This window comes from Flavobacterium algoriphilum, from assembly GCF_048158655.1.
Classification (GTDB): Bacteria; Bacteroidota; Bacteroidia; order Flavobacteriales; family Flavobacteriaceae; genus Flavobacterium; species Flavobacterium algoriphilum.
Genome location: NZ_JBLNKY010000002.1, coordinates 361,464 through 388,191 on the forward strand (window position 1 = coordinate 361,464; position 26,728 = coordinate 388,191).

Genomic DNA, 26,728 nt, shown 5'->3' on the forward strand with positions numbered 1-26,728 from the left:
TTAAAAGCGTTTTAAATAAAGTTTTGTGCGTAAAATTATATATAAAAAATAATTTTGTTTTTAAAATAAATGGCGTGTTTAGGTTGATGAATTCTCTAAGAATTAGAATTAACAGTGTTATTGATATTGGGTTTTTATAGGGTTTTTTTTACTAATGATAGGGAAAGAAATATATTGAAAAACTTTAAGTAAGATTGTCTAAATTTAATTTCAAAATGAAGTTTCTACATGGTTTGCCATTTTGGGGTATAATATTTTGTGAACGAATTCTTGATGCAATTAGACCAGGACAAATGCATGAGTTTTATTTTAAAAATCATCATTTTAAGAAAGAAATAACTTGTTAAATAAAATATATATTATTATATTAAACGCTAATTAATCACTGATAAATGTTTTTATGGCAAATAAAATAATATCAATTTTTAGCAAATAGAAGATAATAGAAGAGTTTCAAATAATTGGTCATACGGCAACCTACTTCTGGTCGTATTGGCTTCAGCTACCTTGTTTAACTGAGAGGGTAAAAAATTATTTTTTTGACGATAAGGCTTATGAAAAAACGATCCGAGTCTGTAGATGGTTTTTAGATTTATCTTTGAAAGAGTTCTACTTTTTTATATATTTAATGAAAATTTATAAATTATTGTACCATGAACATTTCAAAAACACTACTGTTTGTTTTTTTACTATTAGTTAGTCTTGGCTATGCACAAAATAAGCTAACAGGGAAGGTTACCAATAGTAAGAATAAACCAGTTGCTAATGCTAAAATATATTTAGATTCTATTTATACAAATGTTGAAACCAATAAAGATGGGGATTTTAAAGTGTTACTTCCTGAAGAGGTAACTGTGATAAATGTTTACTCTCTTGAATACGGTTTGTTATCTTCTAAATTCAATAATGAAAACGTCATGAATTTTATGTTTTTAGATTTGGATAAACCTACAAAAGGGAAAATAAAAAAAGGAGATAAGATTAAAATTGAATATTCTGAAGCAGATAAAAAGTATAGGGTTAATAATTCAGAGGGTGTAAGTGTCCTAAATGATAAAAATACGGTTATTTATAATACAATATTCGACATGATTAGAGGACGTTTATCAGGTGTTACAGTTTCAAGAGATAATAAGATAATTATTAGAGGTGTAAGTTCTATTCGTAACATTGTAGAACCATTATTTGTTGTTGATGGAATGATTGTATCGGGGATTGATTATATATCACCCAATAATGTGAAAAATATAAGCGTGTTAAAGGGTGCAGAAGCATCTATTTATGGATCACAGGCTTCAGCCGGGGTTATTGTCATAAAGACTAAATAGTTTAATGAATAATAGAATTCTACAATGGTATGGCAAATAAACAAATGATTTTATACTATTTACAGAGAGAAATATTGTCAAAAACCATAATGAATGACTTGTCAAGAGGATTTATTCAATTATAAAAATATGGTGAATATTGATAAAAAAATAAATTTTAAAAATTTAAGAAAGACTTATTTATCATGGATTAATGCAGTAGTGAACTAAGGCTTGAGTGTTTTTAACCAAATTCAGCCGATGAGATACTTGAAAGGTATTAATATTGACCCAACTATTTTAAGTATAATTGAAGAAGGGGTGTTGAAAATTTCTGTTTTTGGAACATAAAACATTACTCCTTTTCGTCACTTCTAGGGTTGAGGTTTGGAGAATAAATCAAATTTTAAATATAAAAAAACCCTAACATATTGATGTTAGGGTTTTTGCTTTGGTAGCGAGACCGAGATTTGAACTCGGGACCTCAGGGTTATGAATCCTGCGCTCTAACCGACTGAGCTATCTCGCCATAATTGAGGGTAGAAAACCATCCCTGAATGCGGGTGCAAATATAAAAATAATATTACAGCTTGCAAGTATATTTTGAAGAAAAAAAAATATTTTTAGAAATGCTTTTTTTTCGGAGTTATATTCTATATATTACACAAAAATTAAATGTAGCTCATGGACCAAAAAGTACGTTACGAAATCGAGTTTCCCATAAATTCTTCACCTCAATTATTATATCAATATATATCAACTCCTTCTGGTCTGTCAGAATGGTTTGCCGATAACGTAAATTCTCGTGGAGAATTCTTTACTTTCATTTGGAATGACTCCGAAGAAAAAGCGAGGCTTGCCTCTAAGAAGTCGGGTGAAAAAGTCAAATTCAAATGGGTTGATGAAAACAGTAAAGACACAGAGTACTTTTTTGAATTGCATATTTTAGTTGATGAACTTACCAAGGATGTTTCTTTAATGGTTATCGATTTTGCCGATAAAAATGAAGTGGATGAAGCAACACAGTTATGGCAAAATCAAATTTCAGATTTGAAACATCTCATAGGGTCTGTATAGTAAAATTATATTTTATGACTTATATTTGCCCTGAACAAAATTTAGGGCTTTTTTATGATTAATTTTAATGGAACAATAGTGTCCCAAGACACTAATATATTGACACAGAACCGCGCTTTTTTATATGGAGATGCTGTTTTCGAAACGGTTAAAATATTAAATAATAAAATTCTTTTTTTAGAAGATCATTATTTTAGATTAATGTCTTCTATGCGAGTGGTTCGAATGGAAATTCCAATGAATTTTACCATGGAATATTTTGAAGAACAAATTCTTTCTCTCGTGAAAAATAATTCTTTAGATGATTCAGCACGAGCCAGAATTACCATTTATAGAAATGACGGGGGTTATTATTTACCACAAAATAATACAATTTCTTTTTTAATTCATGTAACAGCACTTGAAGAGAAGTTCTATTCAATTGACAAAAAAGAATATGAAGTTGATTTGTATAAAGACTTTTATGTGACTAAACAATTGTTGTCTTCTATTAAAACTACGAATAAAATCATAAATATTACAGGTAGTATATATGCAAATGAAAATGGATTAGACAATTGTATTTTGTTGAATGACAGTAAGAATGTTGTTGAAGCTTTGCAAGGAAACATTTTTATGCTATTGGGTAATAAACTCATTACGCCGCCTGTTTCCGAAGGATGTTTAAATGGTGTTATGAGAAAACAAATTTTAAGTTTGGCAAAAAAAATGGCAAATTTAGAGGTAGTGGAAGAAGTAGTTTCTCCATTTGATCTTCAAAAAGCAGATGAATTGTTTATTACCAATGTTATAAAAGGGATACAGCCTGTCACAAAATATCGTAAAAAGGGGTTTGCAACAAAATTGGCAAATGAATTAGTCGAAAAATTGAACGAAGCGGTAGGTGTTATTTAATTTAAATAAGGATTTTCTGGAGCATTAGACCAGATAAGGTATTCTCCTCCTAGTTCCATGATTTGTTCTTTCCAGAAATGAGCTGCTGATTTTCCTATTATTTTATTTTCATAATTGTTTTCAGCGATAATCCACGAATTACATTCCATTTCTGTTTCCAGTTGGTCTTCTTCCCACCCAGTGTATCCTAGGAAAAAGCGAATGTTTTTTTTACTTATTTTTCCGGTATTGATAAGTTCTTTTGTAGATTCGAAATCGCCACCCCAATAAATGCCATTTGAAATTTCTACACTATTAGGAATTAACTCGGGGATGTCATGGATAAAATAAAGATTATCTTGTTCTACAGGACCACCATTGTAAATTTTGAATCGTGCATCAATATCTGGTATCAAGTCGTGGATGGTATATTTCAAAGGTTTATTTATAATAAAACCGACAGAACCTTCCTTGTTGTGGTCTGCTAATAATATTACCGATCTGCTAAATGATAAATCTCCAAATATAGAAGGCTCTGCTATAAGTAGGTGTCCTTTTTTTAATTTTTCTGAAATCATGACGGCTAGTTTTTTATTAAAATTAAGAAATAATTATCTATCATGCCAAACAAAGTCGTTTAAATGCATAAAAAAACCTTCCATGTGGAAGGTTTTATTATAATGGAAAACTTATGATTAGTTTACCGCTCCTTCTAATTCTGCTCCAGCTTTAAATTTCACAACGTTTTTAGCTGCGATTTGGATAGTATTTCCTGTTTGAGGATTTCTACCGTCTCTAGCTGCTCTAGCAGATACTGACCAAGATCCAAAACCTACTAAAGATACTCTTCCTCCTTTTTTCAAAGTACCGCCTACATTTCCTAAAAATGACTCTAAAGCTAACTTAGCTGCAGCTTTTGTAATTCCTGCATCTGCAGCGATAGCATCGATTAATTCTGATTTGTTCATAATAAATAGTTGTTAATTGTTGGTTAAAAAAAAATGTTAATACACAAATTTAGTAGGAAATCCGTTCCTTGCAAGCGTTTTGTGTTATTTTAGTTTGTTTTGTTAATAACTTATTTTATTTGTTAATAAAACAAAGCTTATTTCTTGTTAAAATCATCAAAACCCTTGTTTTTACTGATGTTAATAGACTTTCGCATTTTCAGAAAAAGACATGCCATTTAACAATTCTATAGTGTTTATCCTCTTTTTTCCTGGAAACTGTAAACTAAGTATTTGGATAAATCCATCTTTTACAGGAATTTTCATCTCTTTCTTGTTACAAATCAAACTACCATTAAGATAATTGTGATCTTCTAAAATAATTTTCGCTTCATATATTTTCACATTCCACTCTTCATTTTTGTCCCCAAAGATACACCAAGCAGCTGGATAAGGACTCAAACCTCGTATTAGATTATGTATTTCTAAAGCTGATTTTGTCCAATCTATTTTACAATTCTCTTTATTTAGCTTGTATGCAGTCTTAATATTAGCGTCATCTTTTTGAATAATGGTTGTCATATTTCCTTTTTCAATCATTTCCAAAGTTTCAATAACGGTCTTACTTCCTATATCCATTAATCGATCATGCAATTGTCCTGCATTTTCAGTTGCTGAGATTGGTGTTTCAGAACTTAAAATCATGGCTCCGGTATCAATCTTGTCATCAATAAAGAAAGTAGTCACACCCGTTTTTGTTTCTCCATTTATAATAGCCCAATTTATTGGTGCTGCTCCACGATAATTGGGTAGGAGCGAAGCATGAAGATTGAAGGTCCCTAACGAAGGCATGTCCCAAACTACTTTTGGTAACATTCTGAAAGCAACTACAATTTGTAAATTAGCATTCAAAGATTTTAATTCCGTTACAAAAGTTTCGTCTTTTAGATTTGTAGGTTGTAATAAAGTAAGATTATTGGCTAACACATATTCTTTTACTGCTGAATATTTTAATTTTTGTCCACGACCTGCAGGTTTATCTGCTGTTGTAATAACACCAACAACCTCATAGTTATTTTTGATTATAGTGTCCAAAATCCCAACAGCAAATTCTGGAGTTCCCATAAAAATAATTCGTAATTTTTCCATTATGATTTTAAAGTGTATTTATTATTTGGTTTTACAAGTATAATATTGTTTTCTAATAAATGTTGTAGCACAAAGATAACGTCGTCTGGGCTATTTTTAGAGTTGTTTTGAATGTCTCTAGAATTTAGATCTTCTGATTGTAATAAAGCCACAATTTCTTTTGAAAGCGAGGTCACATCCCTTTTCTTGTTTCTTTTAGTGATACAATAGGAACAAATACCACAATCAACAGTTGTCTTTTCGCCAAAATAATCTAAAATCAATTTACTTTTGCAAATTTTTTTCTCATTGGTATAATAAATAACAGACTTGAGTTGTTCTTTTTTTAACTGGTTTTGATTTTCTAAATATTTAGCAACTCTATTTATTGTTCTTTCATCTTCGCGGATTTCATTAAAAATTAATGTAGCATCATTATTTTTCGAATGATACTCAATAATATCTTTTTCCTTTAATTTATGTAGAACTGCCTGTATTTGATTTATGCCGTGATGTGATTTTTTGGCAATCAATTCTAAGTTGAAAGCAGTTTGAATCTCGTAAATCCCAGGATAGGTTCGCAATATTGCCAAGATGATTTCTTCGTCATTAGGATTTAAACTCGTGTAACGAATCACTTCTTTGGAAGGAATAAGAAATTGCAGTGTAATTTTTTCAGAAAACTCTTGAGATAAATTAATGATACCTTGTCTGTCCAAAAACTGCATGGCATTGTAGGTTTTCAATGTTGGGAACTCATACTTTAAGCAAAAATGATGTAAATTGAAAGTAAATTGTTCGTCGATTCCCTCTCCGTAAGCAATCTGAAAATAATTACAGAGTTTGATATACATTAGATTCAAAAACTTTTTATCAGGAAGAATATTGATAAACTGATTTTCGGTTTGAAGAATATCCGATGGACTTGTTAATAATACGGCATAGGCTTTCTCACCATTTCTTCCGGCTCTTCCAGCTTCCTGATAATAATTTTCTAAATTTTCCGGAAGCTGAATATGGATGACTGTTTTTACATTGGCTTTATCAATTCCCATTCCAAACGCATTGGTGGCAACAATAACCTGCACTTCTTCATTCATCCAAGACTGCATATTTTTATCTTTTTCTTTGGACGCAAGCCCGCCGTGATAATACGTTGCTTTGAACCCTAAGGACTGAAGTTGTGCCGAAATATCCAAACAGGATTTCCTGTTTCTCACATATATTATAGAGGATTGCGGGTTTTTCTTTAAAATTTGTTCGATTCTAAAAAGTTTGTCTTCAACTTCAAAAACCATGTAGGCTATGTTTTCCCTGGCAAATGACTTTTCGAAAATTTTGGGATCGTGCAATCCTAAATCAGTGATGATGCTTTCTTTAACTTTTGGAGTTGCGCTTGCAGTCAAAGCCAAGAAAGGGATTTTTGGAAAATGCTTTTTTAATCCTGAAATCTTCAAATAAGCAGGCCTGAAATCGTGCCCCCATTGTGAAACGCAATGTGCTTCGTCAATGGTAATTAAATTTATGGGAAGGTTTTTTATTCTTTCGAGAATCCAATCTGATTGTAATCGTTCCGGAGATAGGTACAGGAATTTGTAATTTCCAAATTGGCAGTTATCCAAAAGGTCAATCATTTCATCCGATTTTATTCCACCAGTCAATGCAATCGCTTTAATATTTCGTTTTTGTAAATTAGCGACTTGATCTTTCATCAATGCCACTAATGGAGAAATTACTAAACAAATTCCTTCCTGCATCATTGCAGGAATTTGAAAACAGATGGATTTTCCGCCACCGGTAGGCATTATCGCAAAAGTATCTTCACCACTTAAAACAGAATTTATAATTTCGTTTTGTAGTGATCTAAATTTGCCATACTTCCAATATTTTTGGAGAATCTGTAGTGCTTCTGGCATAGATTTGGTTCCCAAAGCTTCGGGATTAGATTTTAATTTATACCTGATGAAAAAATCGTCAATCCCAATTTGTAATCCTTAAATTATTTAGAAATTTTATCTAAGATAAAAAGAATTCTGTTATCCACACTATCTTTAGGTACTTCTATAAGTTCGTAACCATATTTTTTGTAAGTTGAAATAAGATGACCATTGATGTCTTTCGCTTGTTCAAAGTTTTCATACCGTTCAGTATCACTAGTATAGATCTCCTCCCAAGGCGGAAGAATGAAAATTTTAGTGTATTTGTATTCTTGGCAAGCCAAATCAAAAAAAGTAGGATATCTGTCCCCGATATAATGCATATAGGCTAAAACATCTGGGATGCCACGATCGATAAATACAATTTCATGCGGTTCTTCCAGTGCGCTTTGAAACTGCTTTTTTCTGCCTTCCAGAAGTAATTCGCTAAACAGCAAAGGGTTTGTTAGGAACAATTGTTCAATGCCTTGTTTTTGAGCTTCTAAAGTTACTTGTCTGGAAATTTCTGGGTAACAGCAATATCCATTAGCAACCAATTGGTCTATAATTGTACTTTTTCCAGTTCCTGGGCCGCCAATGATAACTATGATTTCTTTCTGCACTTTTTTACAAATAAGGCGCAAAATTACTCAAACTTATTGGAATTTGAAAAAATGATTGCCGTAAAAATATAATTTGACAAAAAATCATATTTCAAATATTCAAAATTTACATTTGAAACCGTATATTTGCTTTTATTTTTAAATTGAAAATGGATAACGATAAAGAAAAAGAGACTGCAGAATTTTACGAAAGATTAAAAGTAGAGCTGGATATGAGTAATACATGGCCAGCAGAGTATTTATTTAAGTTTATTGTGCCATCAGAAAATGATAATGTAGAGCGTGTTGAACTGGCTTTTGACTGTATGGGAGCGGTTATAAAAACGACAAAATCCAAAACGGGTAAATTCACAAGTATATCTGTTGATGTTACCGTAAAAAATTCACAAGAAATAGTAGATAAATACATAGAAGTTTCTACCATTAAAGGTATTATTTCCCTATAATATAAAATTTTGATACATTTCTAATGATTAAAAATTTTAGAAATGTGGCATGTAAGATCAAAAAAAGATACATTCGAATATGAATTCAAAATATATAAAAGAAAACGCGAACGATACTGTCCATCATTTGGAATATAACGCAGAGCGATCTCATTTGATTATTCCGGAATACGGTCGTCATTTGCAAAAATTAATTGATCAGGCGACTCATATTGAAGATGATTTGGAGCGCAACAAAGCCGCAAAATATATTATTCAGGTGATGGGAAGTTTGAATCCTCACTTAAGAGATGTTCCTGATTTTCAACATAAGTTATGGGATCAGATTTTTATTATGTCTGATTTTAAATTAGTAGCTGATTCACCATATCCAATTCCATCTCGTGAAGTATTACAACTAAAACCGGATGTTTTAAAATACCCGCAAAATTTTCCGAAATACAGGTATTATGGCAACAACATAAAGTATATGATTGATGTCGCTAATAAATGGGACGATGGTGAAATGAAAAATGCATTGGTAAAAGTGATTGCCAATCATATGAAAAAATCCTATTTAAGTTGGAATAAAGATACCGTAAAGGATGATGTTATCTTCGAACACTTGTATGAATTGTCTGACGGTAAGCTAAATTTAATTCAAAGTACAGAAGAGCTTTTAAATACGACCGATTTATTGCGAACTAATAAACGAGTTTCCAATAAAATCACTCCTGTTGGACAACCAAAAATTCTAAGTAATAAGAATTTAAAAACGGGCAAACCAAAACCTTTCGTAAAAAACAATAATCCAAAATAAAATAGGCAATACGTTGTTAAGATTTTGAATTACTGCTTTTTAAAAAATCGGTAAAACTTCATAACCTTTGCAATTAAAACCTCAGAACCTTAAAAACAGCATATGGGAATTTTCAAAATAGAAGGTGGCATTCGTCTAAAAGGAGAAATCACGCCACAGGGAGCTAAAAATGAAGCATTGCAAATTTTATGTGCAGTTCTTTTGACTCCTGAAAAAGTTACAATTAATAATATTCCTGATATTATTGACATCAATAAATTGATAACCCTTTTAGGAAACTTGGGCGTTAAAATTCAAAAAAATGGATCTGACTCTTATACTTTTCAAGCGGATGATGTTAATGTACTATATTTAGAAACGGAAGCATTTAAACAAGAAGGAGGCTCACTTCGTGGTTCTATTATGATTGTTGGACCGTTATTGGCTCGTTTTGGCAGAGGATATATTCCAAAACCCGGAGGAGATAAAATAGGTCGTAGAAGATTAGATACGCATTTTGAAGGATTTATTAATCTGGGTGCTAAATTCCGTTACAATAGAGAAGATCATTTTTATGGTGTAGAGGCTCCAAAAGGATTGACTGGAACTGATATGCTACTTGATGAAGCTTCAGTTACTGGGACTGCTAATATTGTTATGGCTGCTGTTTTGGCAAAAGGAAAAACAACAATTTACAACGCAGCCTGCGAGCCTTATTTGCAACAGCTTTGTAAAATGTTGAATGCAATGGGTGCAAACATTACGGGAGTTGGATCTAATTTATTAACTATCGAAGGAGTCCAAAGTCTAGGCGGTTGTGAGCATAGAATTCTTCCGGACATGATTGAAATTGGTTCGTGGATTGGATTAGCTGCTATGACCAGAAGTGAAATTACAATTAAAGATGTTAGTTGGGATAATCTAGGATTAATTCCAAATACTTTTAGAAAATTGGGAATCACTTTAGAACGAAGAGGAGATGATATTTATATTCCTGCCCACGAAGATGGATATGAAGTGAAAACGGACATTGATGGTTCTATTCTTACTATTTCTGATGCACCTTGGCCAGGATTTACGCCTGATTTACTAAGTATTGTTTTAGTAGTTGCCACACAAGCAAGAGGAGATATATTGATTCATCAAAAAATGTTTGAAAGCCGATTGTTTTTCGTTGATAAGTTAATTGATATGGGCGCGAAAATTATGTTATGTGACCCGCATAGAGCGGTAGTTATGGGGCATGATTTCAAATCACAATTGAAAGCAACAACCATGTCTTCACCTGACATTCGTGCAGGAATTTCCTTGTTGATTGCAGCTCTTTCGGCAAAAGGGACAAGTACTATTCAAAATATAGAACAAATCGATAGAGGCTATGAGCGAATTGACGAACGATTAAGAGCGATTGGTGCTAATATCATTCGAGCATAATACCTATTTTATAAAAAAATCGTTTAAAAAATCCTACCTGAGTGAATGTATAAATTCAAAATTCTAAAGGATTATTTAAACGATTTTTTATTTTATTAAATCATTACAAAATACAATGTCAAACGAACAAACTGCAATAAAAGCAACTTATTTTAGCATAGTTGGAAACATCTGTTTAGCGATTATAAAAGGGTTAGCAGGTTTTTTTGGAAATTCATATGCTTTATTAGCGGATGCGATTGAATCTACTACTGATATTTTTTCCTCTTTTTTAGTATTGTTCGGAATCAAGTATTCTAATAAACCTGCGGATGACAATCATCCTTATGGCCACGGTCGGGCGGAACCTTTAATCACTTTTATGGTTGTTGGTTTTTTAATTACTTCGGCTACAATCATAGCTTATGAAAGTATTAATAATATTAATACACCTCATGAATTACCAAAATCATGGACGCTTTTTATCCTTGGGGCTATAATTATTTGGAAAGAATATTCTTTTCGGTTGGTTATGAGACGCAGTAAAGAAACGAATAGCTCTTCATTAAGAGCAGATGCTTGGCATCATAGAAGTGATGCAATCACCTCAGTTGCGGCTTTTTTAGGGATTTCAATTGCTTTAATTTTAGGAAAAGGATACGAATCTGCTGATGATTGGGCGGCGCTTTTTGCATCTGGGTTTATTCTTTATAACAGTTATCTTATTTTCAGACCTGCTCTTGGAGAAATTATGGATGAAAATTTGAACGATGATTTAATTGATGAAATTAGAAAGGTTTCCTTTCAAGTCGAGGGAATTATTGATACAGAGAAATGTTTTATTCGCAAAGCTGGAATGCAATATCATGTAGATCTTCATGCTATAGTTGATGCGAATATATCAGTGAAAGAAGGACATGATTTAGCCCATAAGCTGAAAGACACTTTAAGACAAGAAATTCCCGAATTGGGGCATGTTTTAATTCATGTAGAGCCGAATAATGAGTTAGAGATTTTATAAACAAAAGGCACAAGTTTTTTTGTGCCTTTTATCTTTTAATTTATTCATTTTCTTGTAAATCTATTTAACTACAAAAAAGATTGTATCGCTAATTCGTAACTTTTTAATCCAAAGCCTAGTATAACTCCTTTTGCATTCCCTGAAATATAGGATTGATGGCGGAAGCTTTCTCGAGAAAATGTGTTCGATATATGTACTTCAACAACGGGTGTCGTAATGGCTTTTATAGCATCAGCTATACCGATAGAAGTATGTGTATAAGCACCAGCATTTAAAATAATACCATCATAAGAAAAACCTAATTCTTGGATCGTATTAATTAATTCTCCTTCAACATTGCTTTGATAATAAGTAAATTCTATTGTCGGAAATTTTATTTGTAAAGTAGTAAAATACTCCTCGAAAGTTTGGCTGCCGTAGACTTCTGGTTCGCGTTTCCCAAGAAGATTAAGATTTGGTCCGTTGATGATACCTATTTTCATAAATGTTATTTTGGTAAAAATAAAAAAACCGTTCCAATTTATGGAACGGTTTTAATAAATTATTTTTTAATTTTATTAGAATTTAAAACCTGCTGAAAGTTGAACAACAGAGTTTTTAACTTGTGCTTCCTGTGAAGCATCTGTTAATCCTAAACCATAACGTGCTTGTATGAAAAAATGGTTTGTAAGGTTTAGGCCTAAACCACCAACAACTGCAAAATCGAACGTGTTAGCATTTTTGATATCAAAATTGTTTCTTTCGCTTAATAAAAAGGAAGCTTGAGGACCTAGTTCAAGACTAATTACTTTATTCAGATTAATTTTTGCTAAAACAGGAATTGATAAATAACCCAATTCATTTTTAAATTCTGTAGCCGCATATTTGTATGTTGCACCTTGAGTAGAGTAGAGTAATTCGGGTTGTATAGAGAAGCTATCCATAAGTTTGATTTCTGCGACTATTCCTGCATGGTAGCTGGTAATTGCATCTTTATTATAATTACCACTATTTATTGTAATATCAGTACCGGTTTGATTCGCGTAATTTAATCCTGCTTTTATTCCAAACTTAACCAATTGAGCTTGCATAGTACTTGAAACTGCAAACAGTAAAACGGCAACTAAAATTGTCTTTTTCATAATATTATTTTTTAAAAATTGTTTTTAATTTTAATGTACAAGATAAAACTCTTTATCTAAAGAAATATTATAATTTTATGTTTTTTACTTATAACATTCACTTAAATTTTATTTAAAAATTAAATATTTCTTGCCTTCCAATTCGGGAGGTTTTTATAAAAAAGGCTACTTGAATTTTACTGTTGATAAATCGGTTTCTAATTTTTAATAAGTAAGAATTTTAAACGATTATTTATTCGTATTTTTATTTCAATTAACATTTAAAATAAAATATGAAAAAAGTAATTTTAGCAGCAATTATAGCAGTGGCTTTTACCAATGTTTATTCACAAAAAAAAGGTGGGTTTAGAGTTGGATTGGATCTAGGATATACAGTGCCTGCAAATGGTGGGGGAGGTCTGTTGTTTTCTATTGAACCTAAATATAATATACAAGAAAACATGAATATTGGATTGCGAATTGGTGCTGCTGGAATGGTACGTGATTTTCAAAATAACGGCACTACCACTAGCGCAAATGTTTCAGCTAATGTCTCTTATGTAGGAACATATGATTATTATTTTAATAAGGCTGGAAAATCTTTTGTTCCTTTTGTTGGTGGTGGAGCAGGACTTTATTCAATTGCAAATGTTGCATACGAAGACGTAAATACTTCAGATCAGATTTCTGTAAGTGGAACTGGTAAAATGGGGGCCTTATTGCGAGGGGGGTTTGAATGGGGTAAATTCAGGATGGGTATGGAATATAATTTGGTGCCAAAATCTGATTTATACAATATATATGGAGATAAAGTAGGAATTGTTTCTAATACTTATTTAGGAATTCATTTAGGATTTTATGTTGGCGGTGGTAAATGGAGAAAATAATTTTTGATTTAATAGTAAAGTAAGCTACGTTTAAAAGCGTGGTTTTTTTATGTCTAAAAAATGCTTTACTTTGGGATATGAATTGGAATACCTATATAAAAAGTTATCAATCTTATTTAAAAATTGAACGTGGCTTGTCAAAGAACACTATTGAAAATTATACTTTCGACATTGAACGTTTGTGCCTTTTTCTTGAAAATAATGGAATAGTCATTTCTCCAATAAATATTGATGACGAAACAATTCAGCAGTTTATTTATGATGTTTCAAAACAAGTCAATCCGCGTTCACAATCCAGAATTATTTCGGGGCTTAAAAGTTTTTTCAGTTATTTAATATTTGAAGACTTTCGAGAAAATAATCCTTTGGAGTTGATTGAAACCCCTAAAACAGGTAGAAAGCTTCCCGATACTTTATCAGTTGATGAGATTGATGCTCTTATTTCGGCCATTGATTTAACTACTAATGAAGGGGAACGCAATCGTGCCATGCTGGAAACACTTTATGGTTGTGGATTACGGGTTTCTGAATTGACAGCTTTGAAAATTTCTGATTTGTTTTTTGAGGAAGGTTTTATCAAAATCACGGGTAAAGGGAATAAACAACGTTTTGTGCCAGTCGGAAATTTGACTCAAAAATACATTCAGATTTATAAAGATACGATGCGAATCCATTTGAAAATTAAAAAGGGATTTGAAGATACGTTGTTCTTAAATCGAAGAGGAAATCAATTGACACGAGCTATGATTTTTACTATTATTAAAGATTTGGCTGTCAAAATAAATTTAAACAAAAACATCAGTCCGCATACCTTGCGACATTCTTTTGCCACACATCTTCTTGAAAATGGAGCCGATTTACGATCGATTCAATTAATGCTGGGCCATGAATCGATAACCACAACAGAGATTTATGTTCATCTTGATCGAAAATTTTTAACACAGGTAATTAATACTTTTCATCCTAGAAAAAAATCAGATTTCTAATAGCAGAATTGTAGAAGAGGAAAATAAAAAAAAGACTTATCGATTTTAAATCAATAAGCCTTTTTCTATTTATGAAGAAATCAGAGTAGTGTTATTTCGCAATATTAACTGCTCTTGTCTCTCTGATTACAGTTACTTTAACTTGACCAGGATAAGTCATTTCTGTTTGAATTTTTTGTGATATTTCAAAAGATAAATTAGCTGCATTTTCATCAGAAACTTTTTCACTTTCTACAATAACACGAAGTTCTCTACCAGCTTGGATAGCATAAGCGTTTTTTACACCGCTGAAACCGTAGGCAACTTCTTCTAAGTCTTTTAAACGTTGGATATAAGAATCTAATACTTGTCTTCTTGCACCCGGTCTTGCACCTGAAATAGCATCACATACTTGAATAATAGGAGATAATAATGATTTCATTTCAATCTCATCGTGATGCGCACCAATCGCATTACAAACCTCTTCTTTTTCACCGTATTTTTCAGCCCATTGCATTCCTAAAAGCGCGTGAGGTAAATCACTTTCTGCATCTGGAACTTTACCAATATCGTGTAATAAACCTGCTCTTTTAGCCAGTTTTACGTTTAAGCCAAGTTCAGCTGCCATGATTCCACAAAGTTTAGAAACTTCACGAGAGTGTTGCAGTAAATTTTGTCCATAAGAAGAACGGTATTTCATACGTCCCACAACTTTAATTAATTCAGGATGTAAACCATGAATTCCTAAATCAATAACGGTACGCTTACCTACTTCTATGATTTCATCATCAATTTGTTTTGCTGTTTTAGCAACAACTTCTTCAATACGTGCTGGGTGAATTCTTCCGTCAGTTACCAGTTTATGTAATGCCAAACGTGCGATTTCTCTACGTACAGGATCAAAACAAGAAAGAATAATAGCCTCTGGTGTATCGTCGACAATGATTTCAACTCCAGTAGCAGCTTCAAGGGCACGGATATTTCTACCTTCTCGACCAATAATTCTACCTTTTACGTCATCGGATTCAATATTAAAAACAGATACACAGTTTTCTACTGCTTCCTCTGTTCCAACTCTTTGAATCGTGTTGATTATAATTTTCTTGGCTTCTTGTTGTGCGGTCAATTTAGCCTCTTCAATGGTGTCTTGAATATGAGACATCGCTTTACTTTTAGCTTCGGCTTTTAATCCTTCTACAAGTTGATTTTTAGCTTCCTCTGCAGACAAACCAGATATCACTTCCAGTTGTTGCAATTGGCTTTTATGTAATTTGTCAACTTCAGACTGTCTTTTATCTAAAACTTCTATTTTAGTGTTGTATTCTACAGTTTTTGATTCAAAATCATCATTGACTTTTTTTGCTTTAGACAATTCATTAGAAATTTGAGATTCTTTGTCACGAACTCTTTTTTCTATTTCTGCTACTTTTTTGTCACGAGTAAGGATTACTTGCTCATGTTCTGATTTTAATTCGATAAATTTCTCTTTTGCTTGAAGAATTTTGTCTTTTTTTATGTTTTCGGCTTCAAGGTTGGCATCTTTTAAAATTGATGACGCTTCCTTTTTTGCATTTTTAATTAAGTTAGAAATGTTGCTTTTTTCTATAAGTTTGGCTATTCCAAAACCTCCTGCAATACCTATAAAACCGGTAATAATGATCGTTAATATGTTGTCCATGTTTGTTAAAATTTATATATAAAAAAAGCCTACATTAGGGTAATTGAATAAACTCGGAAAGACAAGTTTTGAGCTAACTCACTGTTCAAGTTTCCTCGCCGAAGCGTGGCATGCTTTAGTAGTGATGATTTGCTCATTCTAAATTGTTAGTGTTGAGTTTACCAAATATGAACTAATGTAGGCAGTATCTTAGTCTTTGTAAAGAACGTTTAATTGTCGAGATATTGATCTAAAACCGCATTGATTTTTTTTAATCTTTCAATGGTTGCTTCGCCATCAATTGAATTATCAATTTGTTTTTGTTCTACTTGTGAGGCAAATTGTAAAGCACACATGGCTAATACATCTTGCTTGTCACGAACAGCATAATTTTCTTCAAATTGCTTTATCATCACATCAATTTTCTTTGAGGCGCTTCTAAGGCCTTCTTCTTGAGACAATTCTACCGTTAACGGGTAAACTCTGTCTGCGATTGATATTTTAATTTTAAGCTTATCGTCCATATTTATTATTAATCTGATAGTTGTGCTATACAGTAATCAATTTCGCGAATTAATGAATTTATTTTAAGCTTCGTATCTCTTTTATTATCGTCACTGCCTAATAATGTATTAGTAATTTTGAGTGTTTCACATTGCGTTTTTAGCGCTTCAATCTCTTGATGTTGAGTTTGTATGGTTTTTGCAGATTTCGTTAATTCAATTTTTAAATCTTGATTGATTTTCTCCAAACCTTTCAGTTTAATGAAAAGTTTTTCAACTTTATTTTCAAGAGTATCAATTATTTCTGCAATTACACTCATTATTAATTCTAATTCATTACTTAATCTTACAAAGTTAGTATTCCTTTTTATTATTGCAATATTTTATTGATTTTTTTACGTTAAATAAATCAATTATTTGTAATTCAATATGTTGTGATTTGATTTCGTTTATAATTTTTTATTACCGTCTTTTTTTTATCTTAGCAAAAATGAACCCCATGAAAATTTTTATATTTCTTATATTTTTTTGCACTCCCCTTTTTGCTCAAGGGGACTATCCCAAAGATTATTTTAGTGCCCCACTTGATGTTCCAATGCAACTTTCAGGGAATTTTGGCGAATTGAGACCCAATCATTTTCATGCAGGCTTTGATTTAAAAACACTACAGAAAGAAGGATTAAAGGTTTACGCTGTTGCCGATGGGTATATATCAAGAATAAAAATTTCTACTTTTGGAAATGGAAAATGCATTTATATCACTCATCCTAATGGGTATACATCGGTTTACGGTCACTTGCAAAAAGCTAATGACGGTATTGAAGATTATATCAAGAAATCCCATTATGCGTTGAAATCGTTTGAAATCGAATTGTTTCCTAGACCAGAGGAATTGATTATTAAAAAAGGACAAATAATTGCTTTTTCTGGAAATACGGGCGGTTCTGAGGGACCACATTTGCATTTTGAAATTCGCGACAGCAAAACAGAAAAAATTATTAATCCTATGTTTTTCGGATTTGATAAAAATATTAAGGATACAAAAAAGCCACTTATTTCGTCTGTTTATGTCTATCCTTTGGATACAAAAACTTCGGTAAATCATTCGAAACGCCCCTTGTTACTTAATTTGTCATTACAAAAAAATGGAACCTATCTGTCTGAAAAAGTGGTTGCCAACGGGAAGATAGGTTTTGGAATAACTGCTGTTGATTATGATGATGTTTCTTTTAATAAAAATGGCCTTTTTAAAGTCCAGTCTTTTTACAATGGAAAACCAAATTTTGGGTATCAATTCGACACCTATTCTTTCGACGATATGCGTTATGTAAATGCGCTAATCGATTATTCGAGATATAAGAAAACACAGCAAAGAGTCCAGAAATTATTCATGAAAAATAAATTTGGATTAAGCATTATTCAGGCTGATGAAAACAACGGAATTATTTCAGTAGTTCCTAACTTGACTTCGATTTATCGAGTTGAAGTTTCGGATTTTTTTGGAAATAAAAGCACGGTTTCCATTCCTATTCAATATGATTTGTTGTCCACTATTATTGAGCAAGAGCCCGTGGTGTCTAACTATTTTGTAAAAGCGAACAAAGACAGTAATTTTGCTAAAGATAACATGTCGGTTTTCTTTCCTGCAGGAACATTTTATGAGGATTTTGATATGAATTTTGATGTCAAAAATGATATTTTATATCTTCATGATGATACTGTTCCGGCGCATTCTACTTTTACAATTTCTATAGAAGACAATAAATACAACGAAGCCCAAAGAGAAAAAATATTTATAGGTTTAATTGATGGTAAGAAAGTGACTTATAATTCTACGTATAGAAAAGAGAATGTTTTTAATATAAAAGTGAAAACGTTAGGAAAGTATTCTTTGGTTTTAGATACGATAGCGCCAACAATCACTATTGCGAAACCAATTGAAGGGAAATGGTTGAGCGGTCAAAAGACGATTCAACTCACTATAAACGATAGCTTATCGGGTATAAAATCGTACAATGGCTATTTGAATGGAAACTGGATATTATTCGAATACGACAATAAAACTAAAAAACTAATTCACAATTTCAGTGATGGGATTGTTGGTGAAGGTGACAATCATTTAAAAGTGGATGTAATTGATAATGTAGGAAATTCAACTATCTTTGAAATTCATTTTTTTCGAAGCCAAAAAAAGTAAAAACCAAACCATTTGATTCCTAATAAATTAATACTTGTTTTCTTTTTTTTCTGTATTGGACTTGCAGTATCAGCCCAATCGGCTAGGATTAAAGGAATTATTCTCGATAAAAAGAACCAACCAGTAGAGAATGTAAATGTTTTGTGTTTTGGCAAAACAACGCAATCTAATATAAATGGGTTTTTTGATTTGGCTGTTCCTGCCAATCAAAAATTGGTGGTTGTTTTTACGCATATTTCTTTAAAAAAAGCAACTGTTTTAATTGTTTTAAAAGCAAATGAAGACTATGAGTTTAATTTGGTAATGAGTGATTATCAAGAACAAATGGGCGAGGTTATTGTTATTGCAAAAAATGGGAAAAGAGTTCAGGGAATTACCACTATTGAACCTGAAGTTATCCGAAAAATTCCCGGAGCCAATGCTGGTATCGAAAATATATTGAAGACTTTACCGGGAGTAAATTCTAATAATGAGTTGAGTACGCAATACGCCGTTCGGGGTGGAAATTATGATGAGAATTTGGTTTATGTTAACGAAATCGAAGTATACCGTCCTTTTTTAATACGTTCCGGTCAACAAGAAGGATTGAGTTTTACCAATACTGATTTGGTGCAAAATATTGATTTTTCAGCCGGAGGTTTTCAGGCAAAATTTGGAGATAAACTATCCTCAGTGTTGGATATTACCTATAGAAAACCAGTAAAATTTGGAGCCAATTTAGAAGCTAGTTTTCTTGGCGGAAGCCTTTCTATCGATGCGGTTTCCAAAAATAAAAAATGGTCTGCAGTTACCGGAGTTCGGTACCGTAACAATAGTCTTTTGGTGAAAAGCCAAGAAACGCAAACGAATTTCACGCCAACATTTGCCGATATTCAAACGAATATAAATTACCTGGCATCGGCTAAATGGCAATGGAGTTTTCTAGGGAATATTTCTCAAAACAAATACCAGTATCACCCATTGACGCGTCAAACTAAATTTGGAACGATTGATAATCCTATGGCGCTTTCTATTTATTATGAAGGCCAGGAAAAAGATAAATATGACACCTATTTTGGAGCTGTAAAAACAACCTTTAAAACTTCGGATAATTTTACATTGAAATTTATAGGATCCGTTTTTCATACTTTAGAACAAGAGCATTTTGATATTTTTGCCCAATATCGTCTGGGCGAAGTAGATACTACAATCGGTTCTGATACGTATGGCGATGTTTCTTTTTCACGAGGAATTGGCTCGCAGCTGAATCATGCACGAAATGATTTAGATGCATTAATTGTTAATACCGAAGTAAAAGGATTTCACGATTGGAAAGAAAATCAATTCGAATGGGGTGTGAAATATACACGCGAATCCATTCGAGACAGAGTAGTGGAGTGGGAGGTAATTGATTCGATAGGGTTTTCTATAAATCCGCCAATTGTTATTTTGCCTAAAAATGATCAACCGTATGCAGCTTATTCAGGCCCTTTAGTGCCTTATCAAAATGTGAGAGCAACTAATTTCAATACAATTAATAGATTTTCAGGTTACGCACAATGGAGTAGAAAAAGAAAGTTAGGTTCGAATGAAGTTTGGTACAATGCCGGAGCACGACTGCATAACTGGGAAGTTTCTGGAGATAATGCAAGGAGTAAATCACAAATTACTTTTAGTCCAAGAGCGCACTTTGCTATAAAACCAGATTGGGAAAAGGATATGGTTTTCAGGATTTCGGGAGGTATGTACCACCAACCGCCCTTTTATAGGGAACTTAGGGATGCTAATGGAGTTGTGCAACCAAATGTTAAGGCACAACAATCCATTCATTTGGTTTTGAGCACTGATTATAGTTTTAAGATGTGGAATCGTCCTTTTAAACTGGTTTCAGAATTATATTACAAATTGTTGACCGATGTAAACACTTATACTATTGATAATGTTCGCATACGGTATGCGGCTAATAACAATGCGAAAGGATATGCGCAAGGGTTAGATGTTCGTTTGAATGGTGAATTTGTTCCGGGGTCGGAATCTTGGTTTAGTTTTGGATATCTGAAGACGGAAGAAAATAGCAGTAACAAAGGATATATAGCAAGACCAACGGATCAAAGATTGAAATTTGGGATTTTATTCCAAGATTTTATGCCGAATATTCCGAGTGTAAAAATATACCTAAATTTAGTGTACAATACTGGTTTGCCGGGAGGTTCACCTTCGTATGCCGATCCTTATTTGTACCAAAACAGATTAAGGGATTATCGCAGAGCGGATGTTGGTTTTTCTAAAGTGTTTTTAGATAATAGTTCGGCTAGCGCTACTAAAGGTTGGCTTAAAAGCTTTAAGGAGTTAGCTATCGGTTTAGAAATTTTTAATCTCTTTGATAATCATAATGCAATTACGAATACTTGGGTTAGGGACGTATATTCAAAAAATCAATATGCAATTCCTAATTATATGACCACCAGGGTTTTTAATGTGAAATTGAGTGCGAAGTTATAAAAGAAAAGAAATAAGAGCTTTTTTATTGCAGTTTTAAACACTTTCAAGATCATAAAACAGTTACAGAATGATATAAGCATTTTTAAAAATGATTACATTTGAATTTATTTTTTAATAAGACATCATGAGAAAATTACATACCGCGTTATTAGGCCTTTCAATTCTGCTTTTAACGAGCTGCAAAGAAGATTCAGAAAAACCAAAAGTAACTTACGATGCTTCAAAAGGAAGAGCTATTAAATCGGATTCGACAGAAATTGAAATCGCCGATTTGCCTATTCACATAGATGGAACTAACTATCTGATTCATCCTGTGGGAGATTTAAGCATTCGAGAAAAAGGGATTAAAACAAGATATGGATCTTCCAGTGTGAATGATTTGCGTTTTACTATCTCTAATTACGGAGAAAATGAAATCACGGGTTTTTTACAAAACATAAAATTTCAAAAAATTGGTTCAGATTCTATAAAAGCATTGACAGATAAACCTGTTTTGATTCAAACGGCGACTTATTTAAAATCAGTTTCCGATAAAACCAAAAACCAAATCATGGTCTACACGATGGTTGATATGGATACCAATAAAGACGGTAAACTTGATACAAGTGATATTAAGGCGTTGTATCTAAGTGAAATAAGTGGGGATAAATTGACTAAATTATCAGATAGTTATCAGGAATTAATTGATTGGAATTTGATTGAATCAAATAACCGTTTGTATTTTAGAACGGTTGAGGATACTAACAAAAATGGACAATTTGATAAAATGGATGTGGTGCATTATAACTACGTTGATCTATCAAACAAAGAATGGAAAATTATAAGTTACAAACCAGTTTAAAACTTAAATTAAGATATCACTTTCCAAATCAGATTTTTCAATCGTAAAATCAAATCCCAATTGTTTTACTAATTGAATAACGAGGTTTTTATACCAGTTTTCAGATTTTGGATGAATGTATATTTTTTCGATTAATTCATTGATGTCAACATTGATTTTAAGACCGTCATTGATTTTGATGGTATCGTCTGCAACATCTGATATGATTCGTACTTCACGTTCGTATTGAAAACTTTTTCTTTTGAATAAAAAAGGAAAAAACATATCATCAAACGGAATGTACTCTTTTTTGTAATCTATGTAGTTTACTTCACCAATGTATTGATTCAAATTTGCCTCAGGGTGAAGCGCTTTTTGTAATCTGCCAATTGTGGATTGAATAGCCAATCCTTCGCTGTTTTGTGTGAAAATTTGCCACATCGCAAAGGATTCGTATTCATTTATATGCCAACTGCTAATCGTTACTTTTTCCCGACGTGTTTTATAAAAATTGAGAAATTCAGGATTGTTAATCGATAGTTTTTTTATTTCTTCAAATGTGGGTTCGCTAAAAGTACCTTCATATTGATCTTCAAATTTATCAGATCGAGACATAAATAGTTTTTGCGACATCAGTAAGTCGAGAAACTTTGATAAATCAAGGTATTTCCAAACAATGGTGGAATCTTCAGGAAGTTTTAAGTTGGGATTGTTTAGGTACATTTTTTAGATTTAATACACAATTGAACATAAAACTACTAATTTTAAATCATCATTCAAAAGATTGTAGGGTTACTAATTTGTTATATGTGCCGTCCATAGCAATTAATTCCTCATGTTTTCCTTGTTCTACAATTTTTCCTTTTTTCATTACTACAATTAAATCGGCTTTTTGAATAGTGGATAAACGGTGAGCAATTACAATAGAGGTTCTGTTTTGCATCATGTTTTCCAGAGCGATTTGTACAAATTTTTCGCTTTCGGTATCCAATGCAGAAGTCGCTTCATCGAGGATCATAATCGGAGGATTTTTCAAAACGGCTCTCGCAATAGACAATCGTTGTTTTTGACCACCAGAAAGCTTGTTTCCGCTGTCGCCAATATTAGTATGAATTCCCAGCGTTAAATCTTTTACAAATTCATACGCATTGGCAATTTTCAAGGCTTCAATTATTTCTTGATCAGTTGCATCTAATTTTCCTAATGAAATATTTGCTTTTATGGTATCATTAAATAAAATACTGTCTTGAGTTACCAGTCCCATTAAATCACGAAGGGAATGGATATTCATGTCTTTGATGTCAATTCCATCGATACAAATTGTTCCTTCATTAACATCATAAAAACGGGTAAGCAAATTGGCAATGGTACTTTTTCCGCTTCCGGATTGTCCCACAAGAGCCACAGTTTGTCCTTTTTTTACTTCCAATGAAAAGTCTTTTAGAACAGCTTCATCTTCGTATTTAAAGTTGATATTATGGATTGTGATAGTAGAATCAAAAGTGTTTTTGTCAATCGCATTTTCTTTTGACGTGATTTCGTTTTTGACTTCTAAAACTTCAAAAACTCGCTCTGCGGCTGCTAATCCATTTTTTACGGAATAAGAAGCTTTAGAAATGGCTTTGGCAGGCGTAAGAATATTGAAAGCTAATGTCAGATAAACAATAAAGGCAGAGCCTTCTAATGTTTTTTCTACTAACACCAAATTCCCACCATAAAAAAGTAAGACTGAAATTGTTGTGATACCCAGAAATTCACTTAATGGAGTTGCTAGATTATTTTTGCTTCCGATGCTGTTTGATAAATTCAACAATCGGGTTACCGAATCATTAAATCTGTTTTTAAAATTAGTCTCTGCATTGTAACTCTTTATCACTTTCAATCCGCTCAGACTTTCATCGACGATAGAAATTAGGAAACCACTTTCTTGTTGTGCCTGTAACGATTTGGCTCTCAAATTTTTAGCTATTTTAGAAATGATTAATCCGGAAATCGGGATGAAAATCAAAACAAATAAAGTCAGTTTCGTGCTTATAAAAAACATGGTTACTAATGCAAAAACAATCGTTAACGGTTCTTTTACGACAAGTTCTAATATAGAAAAAAAGGAATTTTGGACTTCATTGACATCGCCAAGCATTCGAGCCATAATATCCCCTTTTCTTTTTTCAGAATAATAGGAAATGGGTAATTCTATTATTTTATTATACATTGATTTTCTCAAATCTCTTAAAACCCCATTCTTGAGGTGCATGATGTGATGCGAAGCAAGATAATTAAATAAATTTTTGAATAAGAATGTTGTGATAACCATTAAAACAACAAATAACAGCGCAACTTGAATACTATTTTCTTTTGTTAATTCTGAAATTTTATAATACATAAAATCGGAACCAAACTGTTTTATATCTCCTACTCCCGTATATATAGGTTCTTTTTCTATTGTTTTGGTTTTACCAAACAGCACTTCAAGAACAGGAAGCAGTGTTAGCATAGAAATAGTGCTAAACAAAGCATACAGAACATTGTATACCACATTCCAGATAATATGAGACTTATAAGGTTTTGTATAAGGAATTAATTTTAATAAGCTTTTGTCCATTAGTTCAATTGCATTGCAATAATAATATTTTTTATTTTTTCATTTAAATCAGCTTCCACTTTCGTGAAATTCTCAATTGAATCCAATTCAGCGTTCACGCTGATGTAGAATTTTATTTTAGGTTCCGTACCACTTGGTCTTGCACAAATTTTAGAACCGTCTTCCGTATAATAAATCAATACATCAGCTTTTGGCATAGCTATGATTTCTTCTTCACCAGTGAGTAAGTTTTTAGCAACAGATGATTTATAATCTTCTAACATGATTACTCTTTGTCCGTTAATTTCTTTTACAGGATTTTCACGTAAAGAAATCATCATTTGATTGATTTCGACTAAGCCTTCCATTCCTTTTTTAGTAATAGAAATCAGATGTTCTTTATAAAAACCGTGTGCTACATAAAGTTTTAATAATTCTTTATAAACGGTGCTGCCTTTGGCTTTGGCCTGAGCTGCTACTTCGCAAATTAATAAAGTCGCAGCTACGGCATCTTTATCGCGAACCGCATCGCCGACCATATATCCAAAACTTTCTTCTCCACCACCAATGAATTGGAGTTCAGGAAAATCTTTTATCATTTTGGCAATCCATTTAAAACCGGTCAGACCCACTTTACATTGTACGTCATAAGCAGTAGCCAATTCCATAATCATAGGTGTCGAAACTATAGTTGAACCCACAAATTGTTTTCCATTGATTTTGCCAGCTTTTTTCCATTCTTCCAATAAGAAAGCGGTCATCAAAATCATAGTCTGATTTCCATTTAACAAAGTCATTTGCCCTTCATTATTTCGAACAGCAACACCCAATCGGTCACAATCAGGATCGGTACCTATTACAATATCAGAATTGGTTTTATCCGCTAATGCCAAGGCCATTGCCAATGCTTCCGGCTCTTCAGGATTAGGAGATTTTACCGTTGGGAAATCACCATTAGGGATTCTTTGTTCTTCAACAATATGCACATTCGTGTAACCCGCTTGTGATAATGTATCTGGAACCAGTGTTATTGAAGTTCCGTGTAACGAAGTAAAAACAATATTTAGATTTTCTTTGGCTGCAGCCGGAGTATTGAAACTGGCATTTTCAATCGATGATTTAATAAAAGCCTGATCTACTTCGGTGTCTATATATTCTATCAAATCTTCATTTGCAGTAAATTTGATTTGGTCGTAATTTAAATTTTCAATCACATTGATGATTCCCTCATCTTCCGGTGGAACAATTTGTCCGCCATCTTCCCAGTACACTTTATAACCATTATATTCTGGTGGATTGTGCGAAGCCGTAAGGACTATTCCGCATTGGCAACCTAAATATTTAAGGGCAAATGATAATTCTGGGGTTGGTCTCAAACTAGAAAACAAATAAACATGAATACCATTCGCTGAGAAAACATCAGCAACTACTTTGGCCAATGTATCACTATTATGACGACAATCGTAAGCGATAACTGCTTTCAAAGGCTGATTAGGAAATGCCGTATGCAAATAATCAGAAAGTCCTTGTGTGCTTTTTCCAAGGGTGTATTTATTGATGCGATTGTTTCCTACGCCCATGACACCGCGCATTCCACCCGTTCCAAATTCAAGATTTTTATAAAAACTTTCTTCCAGATCTTTAGGCGATGTAGTCATCAATTCCTTAATAGCTTCCTGTGTTGCTGTGTCAAATGTTGGGGTTAGCCATTCATTTACGGCATCCAAAATGTTTTGTTTGATGTCCATTTTTATATGTTTTTTAGTTTCTAAATTCTTAGCTTAAAATTTCAATATCGTTACTTTTATTTTTTGGAGCTGTTTCCTGCTATTCGCTGTATCTTTTTCTTTTTTTTTTGAAAAAAAAGAAAAAGGATGCCGCTTCAAATGAAATTCACTGAACTCCTATTAAAATAAAAGTCAAGTGAAGTAATCAGGGCTAGTTGCGTTTATATTGTATCAATGAGCATTCATAAAAGTTTTTCGGTTTCGTATCCCTTTCCTTTGAA

The 26,728-nt window shown here is 32.5% G+C and carries 25 protein-coding genes and 1 tRNA gene; 12 read left to right on the plus strand and 14 right to left on the minus strand.

The window, feature by feature from the left end:
- Positions 1 to 653 precede the first annotated feature (653 nt).
- On the plus strand, positions 654 to 1,328 hold the full coding sequence (locus ACM55G_RS06435; protein ID WP_416843071.1) for a TonB-dependent receptor plug domain-containing protein: 675 nt from the start codon (positions 654 to 656) through the stop codon (positions 1,326 to 1,328).
- Between the two features lie 431 nt (positions 1,329 to 1,759).
- On the opposite strand, the gene ACM55G_RS06440 is transcribed toward ACM55G_RS06435, so the two are convergent.
- A tRNA-Met gene (locus tag ACM55G_RS06440) sits at positions 1,760 to 1,836 on the minus strand.
- Positions 1,837 to 1,991: 155 nt separating this feature from the next.
- Between ACM55G_RS06440 and ACM55G_RS06445 the strand changes: the two genes are divergently transcribed.
- On the plus strand, positions 1,992 to 2,384 hold the full coding sequence (locus ACM55G_RS06445; RefSeq protein ID WP_416843072.1) for an START-like domain-containing protein: 393 nt from the start codon (positions 1,992 to 1,994) through the stop codon (positions 2,382 to 2,384).
- A 54-nt stretch (positions 2,385 to 2,438) separates the two neighbouring features.
- Positions 2,439 to 3,278, plus strand: coding sequence for an aminotransferase class IV (locus ACM55G_RS06450; protein ID WP_416843073.1), 840 nt, complete (start codon positions 2,439 to 2,441; stop codon positions 3,276 to 3,278).
- Here ACM55G_RS06450 and ACM55G_RS06455 read toward each other — a convergent pair.
- The 5 genes from ACM55G_RS06455 to ACM55G_RS06475 all read right to left on the minus strand — a co-directional run bounded on the left by ACM55G_RS06455 (position 3,275) and on the right by ACM55G_RS06475 (position 7,871).
- Positions 3,275 to 3,835 carry a YqgE/AlgH family protein gene (locus ACM55G_RS06455; RefSeq protein ID WP_416843074.1) on the minus strand — a complete coding sequence of 187 codons (561 nt, stop codon included), beginning with the start codon at positions 3,833 to 3,835 and terminating at the stop codon, positions 3,275 to 3,277. The genes ACM55G_RS06450 and ACM55G_RS06455 overlap by 4 nt on opposite strands.
- Before the next feature lie 117 nt (positions 3,836 to 3,952).
- Entirely contained in the window at positions 3,953 to 4,225 is a 273-nt protein-coding gene (locus tag ACM55G_RS06460; protein WP_035667751.1) for an HU family DNA-binding protein, read from the minus strand.
- Positions 4,226 to 4,405: 180 nt separating this feature from the next.
- Positions 4,406 to 5,353 (minus strand): methionyl-tRNA formyltransferase, encoded by a 948-nt coding sequence (fmt, locus tag ACM55G_RS06465; RefSeq protein ID WP_416843075.1) that lies wholly within the window; start codon positions 5,351 to 5,353, stop codon positions 4,406 to 4,408.
- Entirely contained in the window at positions 5,353 to 7,248 is a 1,896-nt protein-coding gene (locus ACM55G_RS06470) for a RecQ family ATP-dependent DNA helicase (protein WP_416843076.1), read from the minus strand. Before ACM55G_RS06470 ends, fmt begins: the two co-directional genes overlap by 1 nt.
- Before the next feature lie 83 nt (positions 7,249 to 7,331).
- Positions 7,332 to 7,871 (minus strand): AAA family ATPase, encoded by a 540-nt coding sequence (locus tag ACM55G_RS06475; protein ID WP_416843077.1) that lies wholly within the window; start codon positions 7,869 to 7,871, stop codon positions 7,332 to 7,334.
- Between the two features lie 149 nt (positions 7,872 to 8,020).
- On the opposite strand from ACM55G_RS06475, the gene ACM55G_RS06480 reads away from it, so the two are divergent.
- The 4 genes from ACM55G_RS06480 (at position 8,021) to ACM55G_RS06495 (ending at position 11,529) form a co-directional block, all read left to right on the plus strand.
- Entirely contained in the window at positions 8,021 to 8,317 is a 297-nt protein-coding gene (locus tag ACM55G_RS06480; RefSeq protein ID WP_416843078.1) for a DUF493 family protein, read from the plus strand.
- Positions 8,318 to 8,396: 79 nt separating this feature from the next.
- Positions 8,397 to 9,116 carry a DUF4290 domain-containing protein gene (locus tag ACM55G_RS06485; RefSeq protein ID WP_416843079.1) on the plus strand — a complete coding sequence of 240 codons (720 nt, stop codon included), beginning with the start codon at positions 8,397 to 8,399 and terminating at the stop codon, positions 9,114 to 9,116.
- A 102-nt stretch (positions 9,117 to 9,218) separates the two neighbouring features.
- Positions 9,219 to 10,529 carry a UDP-N-acetylglucosamine 1-carboxyvinyltransferase gene (murA, locus tag ACM55G_RS06490; RefSeq protein ID WP_416843080.1) on the plus strand — a complete coding sequence of 437 codons (1,311 nt, stop codon included), beginning with the start codon at positions 9,219 to 9,221 and terminating at the stop codon, positions 10,527 to 10,529.
- Between the two features lie 115 nt (positions 10,530 to 10,644).
- Positions 10,645 to 11,529, plus strand: a complete 885-nt coding sequence (locus tag ACM55G_RS06495; protein WP_416843081.1) for a cation diffusion facilitator family transporter — start codon at positions 10,645 to 10,647, stop codon at positions 11,527 to 11,529.
- A 68-nt stretch (positions 11,530 to 11,597) separates the two neighbouring features.
- On the opposite strand, the gene aroQ is transcribed toward ACM55G_RS06495, so the two are convergent.
- Together aroQ and ACM55G_RS06505 are read right to left on the minus strand one after the other, a co-directional pair.
- Positions 11,598 to 12,011 carry a type II 3-dehydroquinate dehydratase gene (gene aroQ / locus ACM55G_RS06500; RefSeq protein ID WP_416843082.1) on the minus strand — a complete coding sequence of 138 codons (414 nt, stop codon included), beginning with the start codon at positions 12,009 to 12,011 and terminating at the stop codon, positions 11,598 to 11,600.
- Positions 12,012 to 12,086: 75 nt separating this feature from the next.
- Positions 12,087 to 12,650, minus strand: coding sequence for a porin family protein (locus ACM55G_RS06505; protein ID WP_416843083.1), 564 nt, complete (start codon positions 12,648 to 12,650; stop codon positions 12,087 to 12,089).
- A 272-nt stretch (positions 12,651 to 12,922) separates the two neighbouring features.
- Here ACM55G_RS06505 and ACM55G_RS06510 point away from each other — a divergent pair, with 272 nt between their 5' ends.
- Both ACM55G_RS06510 and xerD read left to right on the plus strand, forming a co-directional pair.
- Positions 12,923 to 13,516, plus strand: coding sequence for a hypothetical protein (locus ACM55G_RS06510; protein ID WP_416843084.1), 594 nt, complete (start codon positions 12,923 to 12,925; stop codon positions 13,514 to 13,516).
- 77 nt (positions 13,517 to 13,593) lie between these two features.
- Complete coding sequence (gene xerD / locus ACM55G_RS06515) at positions 13,594 to 14,502, plus strand: site-specific tyrosine recombinase XerD (RefSeq protein WP_416843085.1); 909 nt, start codon at positions 13,594 to 13,596, stop codon at positions 14,500 to 14,502.
- Between the two features lie 91 nt (positions 14,503 to 14,593).
- Here xerD and rny read toward each other — a convergent pair whose 3' ends face one another.
- The 3 genes from rny to ACM55G_RS06530 form a co-directional block, all read right to left on the minus strand.
- Positions 14,594 to 16,159 carry a ribonuclease Y gene (gene rny / locus ACM55G_RS06520; protein ID WP_416843086.1) on the minus strand — a complete coding sequence of 522 codons (1,566 nt, stop codon included), beginning with the start codon at positions 16,157 to 16,159 and terminating at the stop codon, positions 14,594 to 14,596.
- A 209-nt stretch (positions 16,160 to 16,368) separates the two neighbouring features.
- Positions 16,369 to 16,662 carry a cell division protein ZapA gene (locus ACM55G_RS06525; protein WP_416843087.1) on the minus strand — a complete coding sequence of 98 codons (294 nt, stop codon included), beginning with the start codon at positions 16,660 to 16,662 and terminating at the stop codon, positions 16,369 to 16,371.
- Positions 16,663 to 16,670: 8 nt separating this feature from the next.
- Positions 16,671 to 16,961, minus strand: coding sequence for a hypothetical protein (locus tag ACM55G_RS06530; RefSeq protein WP_416843088.1), 291 nt, complete (start codon positions 16,959 to 16,961; stop codon positions 16,671 to 16,673).
- A gap of 179 nt (positions 16,962 to 17,140) precedes the next feature.
- On the opposite strand from ACM55G_RS06530, the gene ACM55G_RS06535 reads away from it, so the two are divergent.
- From ACM55G_RS06535 to ACM55G_RS06545, 3 genes are all read left to right on the plus strand, one after another.
- Positions 17,141 to 18,838, plus strand: a complete 1,698-nt coding sequence (locus ACM55G_RS06535) for a M23 family metallopeptidase (RefSeq protein WP_416843089.1) — start codon at positions 17,141 to 17,143, stop codon at positions 18,836 to 18,838.
- Positions 18,839 to 18,850: 12 nt separating this feature from the next.
- Positions 18,851 to 21,319 (plus strand): TonB-dependent receptor plug domain-containing protein, encoded by a 2,469-nt coding sequence (locus ACM55G_RS06540; protein WP_416843090.1) that lies wholly within the window; start codon positions 18,851 to 18,853, stop codon positions 21,317 to 21,319.
- A 124-nt stretch (positions 21,320 to 21,443) separates the two neighbouring features.
- On the plus strand, positions 21,444 to 22,160 hold the full coding sequence (locus tag ACM55G_RS06545) for a hypothetical protein (protein ID WP_416843091.1): 717 nt from the start codon (positions 21,444 to 21,446) through the stop codon (positions 22,158 to 22,160).
- A 3-nt stretch (positions 22,161 to 22,163) separates the two neighbouring features.
- Here the strand turns inward: ACM55G_RS06545 and ACM55G_RS06550 are convergent, their stop codons facing one another.
- From ACM55G_RS06550 to ACM55G_RS06560, 3 genes are read right to left on the minus strand one after another with little or no spacing between them, the layout of a single operon-like run.
- On the minus strand, positions 22,164 to 22,862 hold the full coding sequence (locus tag ACM55G_RS06550; protein ID WP_416843092.1) for a hypothetical protein: 699 nt from the start codon (positions 22,860 to 22,862) through the stop codon (positions 22,164 to 22,166).
- Positions 22,863 to 22,911: 49 nt separating this feature from the next.
- Positions 22,912 to 24,741 carry an ABC transporter ATP-binding protein gene (locus ACM55G_RS06555; RefSeq protein ID WP_416843093.1) on the minus strand — a complete coding sequence of 610 codons (1,830 nt, stop codon included), beginning with the start codon at positions 24,739 to 24,741 and terminating at the stop codon, positions 22,912 to 22,914.
- Positions 24,741 to 26,468 carry a phospho-sugar mutase gene (locus ACM55G_RS06560; RefSeq protein ID WP_416843094.1) on the minus strand — a complete coding sequence of 576 codons (1,728 nt, stop codon included), beginning with the start codon at positions 26,466 to 26,468 and terminating at the stop codon, positions 24,741 to 24,743. Before ACM55G_RS06560 ends, ACM55G_RS06555 begins: the two co-directional genes overlap by 1 nt.
- Between the last annotated feature and the right edge of the window lie 260 nt (positions 26,469 to 26,728).

Bases quoted from the DNA above. Each gene is read 5' to 3' on its own strand.
- ACM55G_RS06530 (WP_416843088.1), bottom strand. From the start codon at position 16,961: ATGAGTGTAATTGCAGAAATAATTGATACTCTTGAAAATAAAGTTGAA.
- ACM55G_RS06485 (WP_416843079.1), top strand. From the start codon at position 8,397: ATGAATTCAAAATATATAAAAGAAAACGCGAACGATACTGTCCATCAT.
- ACM55G_RS06450 (WP_416843073.1), top strand. From the start codon at position 2,439: ATGATTAATTTTAATGGAACAATAGTGTCCCAAGACACTAATATATTG.
- ACM55G_RS06495 (WP_416843081.1), top strand. From the start codon at position 10,645: ATGTCAAACGAACAAACTGCAATAAAAGCAACTTATTTTAGCATAGTT.
- rny (WP_416843086.1), bottom strand. From the start codon at position 16,159: ATGGACAACATATTAACGATCATTATTACCGGTTTTATAGGTATTGCA.
- ACM55G_RS06470 (WP_416843076.1), bottom strand. From the start codon at position 7,248: ATGCCAGAAGCACTACAGATTCTCCAAAAATATTGGAAGTATGGCAAA.
- ACM55G_RS06480 (WP_416843078.1), top strand. From the start codon at position 8,021: ATGGATAACGATAAAGAAAAAGAGACTGCAGAATTTTACGAAAGATTA.
- ACM55G_RS06525 (WP_416843087.1), bottom strand. From the start codon at position 16,662: ATGGACGATAAGCTTAAAATTAAAATATCAATCGCAGACAGAGTTTAC.
- ACM55G_RS06510 (WP_416843084.1), top strand. From the start codon at position 12,923: ATGAAAAAAGTAATTTTAGCAGCAATTATAGCAGTGGCTTTTACCAAT.
- ACM55G_RS06555 (WP_416843093.1), bottom strand. From the start codon at position 24,741: ATGGACAAAAGCTTATTAAAATTAATTCCTTATACAAAACCTTATAAG.
- murA (WP_416843080.1), top strand. From the start codon at position 9,219: ATGGGAATTTTCAAAATAGAAGGTGGCATTCGTCTAAAAGGAGAAATC.
- ACM55G_RS06435 (WP_416843071.1), top strand. From the start codon at position 654: ATGAACATTTCAAAAACACTACTGTTTGTTTTTTTACTATTAGTTAGT.
- aroQ (WP_416843082.1), bottom strand. From the start codon at position 12,011: ATGAAAATAGGTATCATCAACGGACCAAATCTTAATCTTCTTGGGAAA.
- xerD (WP_416843085.1), top strand. From the start codon at position 13,594: ATGAATTGGAATACCTATATAAAAAGTTATCAATCTTATTTAAAAATT.
- ACM55G_RS06560 (WP_416843094.1), bottom strand. From the start codon at position 26,468: ATGGACATCAAACAAAACATTTTGGATGCCGTAAATGAATGGCTAACC.
- ACM55G_RS06545 (WP_416843091.1), top strand. From the start codon at position 21,444: ATGAGAAAATTACATACCGCGTTATTAGGCCTTTCAATTCTGCTTTTA.
- ACM55G_RS06445 (WP_416843072.1), top strand. From the start codon at position 1,992: ATGGACCAAAAAGTACGTTACGAAATCGAGTTTCCCATAAATTCTTCA.
- ACM55G_RS06505 (WP_416843083.1), bottom strand. From the start codon at position 12,650: ATGAAAAAGACAATTTTAGTTGCCGTTTTACTGTTTGCAGTTTCAAGT.
- fmt (WP_416843075.1), bottom strand. From the start codon at position 5,353: ATGGAAAAATTACGAATTATTTTTATGGGAACTCCAGAATTTGCTGTT.
- ACM55G_RS06460 (WP_035667751.1), bottom strand. From the start codon at position 4,225: ATGAACAAATCAGAATTAATCGATGCTATCGCTGCAGATGCAGGAATT.
- ACM55G_RS06550 (WP_416843092.1), bottom strand. From the start codon at position 22,862: ATGTACCTAAACAATCCCAACTTAAAACTTCCTGAAGATTCCACCATT.
- ACM55G_RS06455 (WP_416843074.1), bottom strand. From the start codon at position 3,835: ATGATTTCAGAAAAATTAAAAAAAGGACACCTACTTATAGCAGAGCCT.
- ACM55G_RS06535 (WP_416843089.1), top strand. From the start codon at position 17,141: ATGAAAATTTTTATATTTCTTATATTTTTTTGCACTCCCCTTTTTGCT.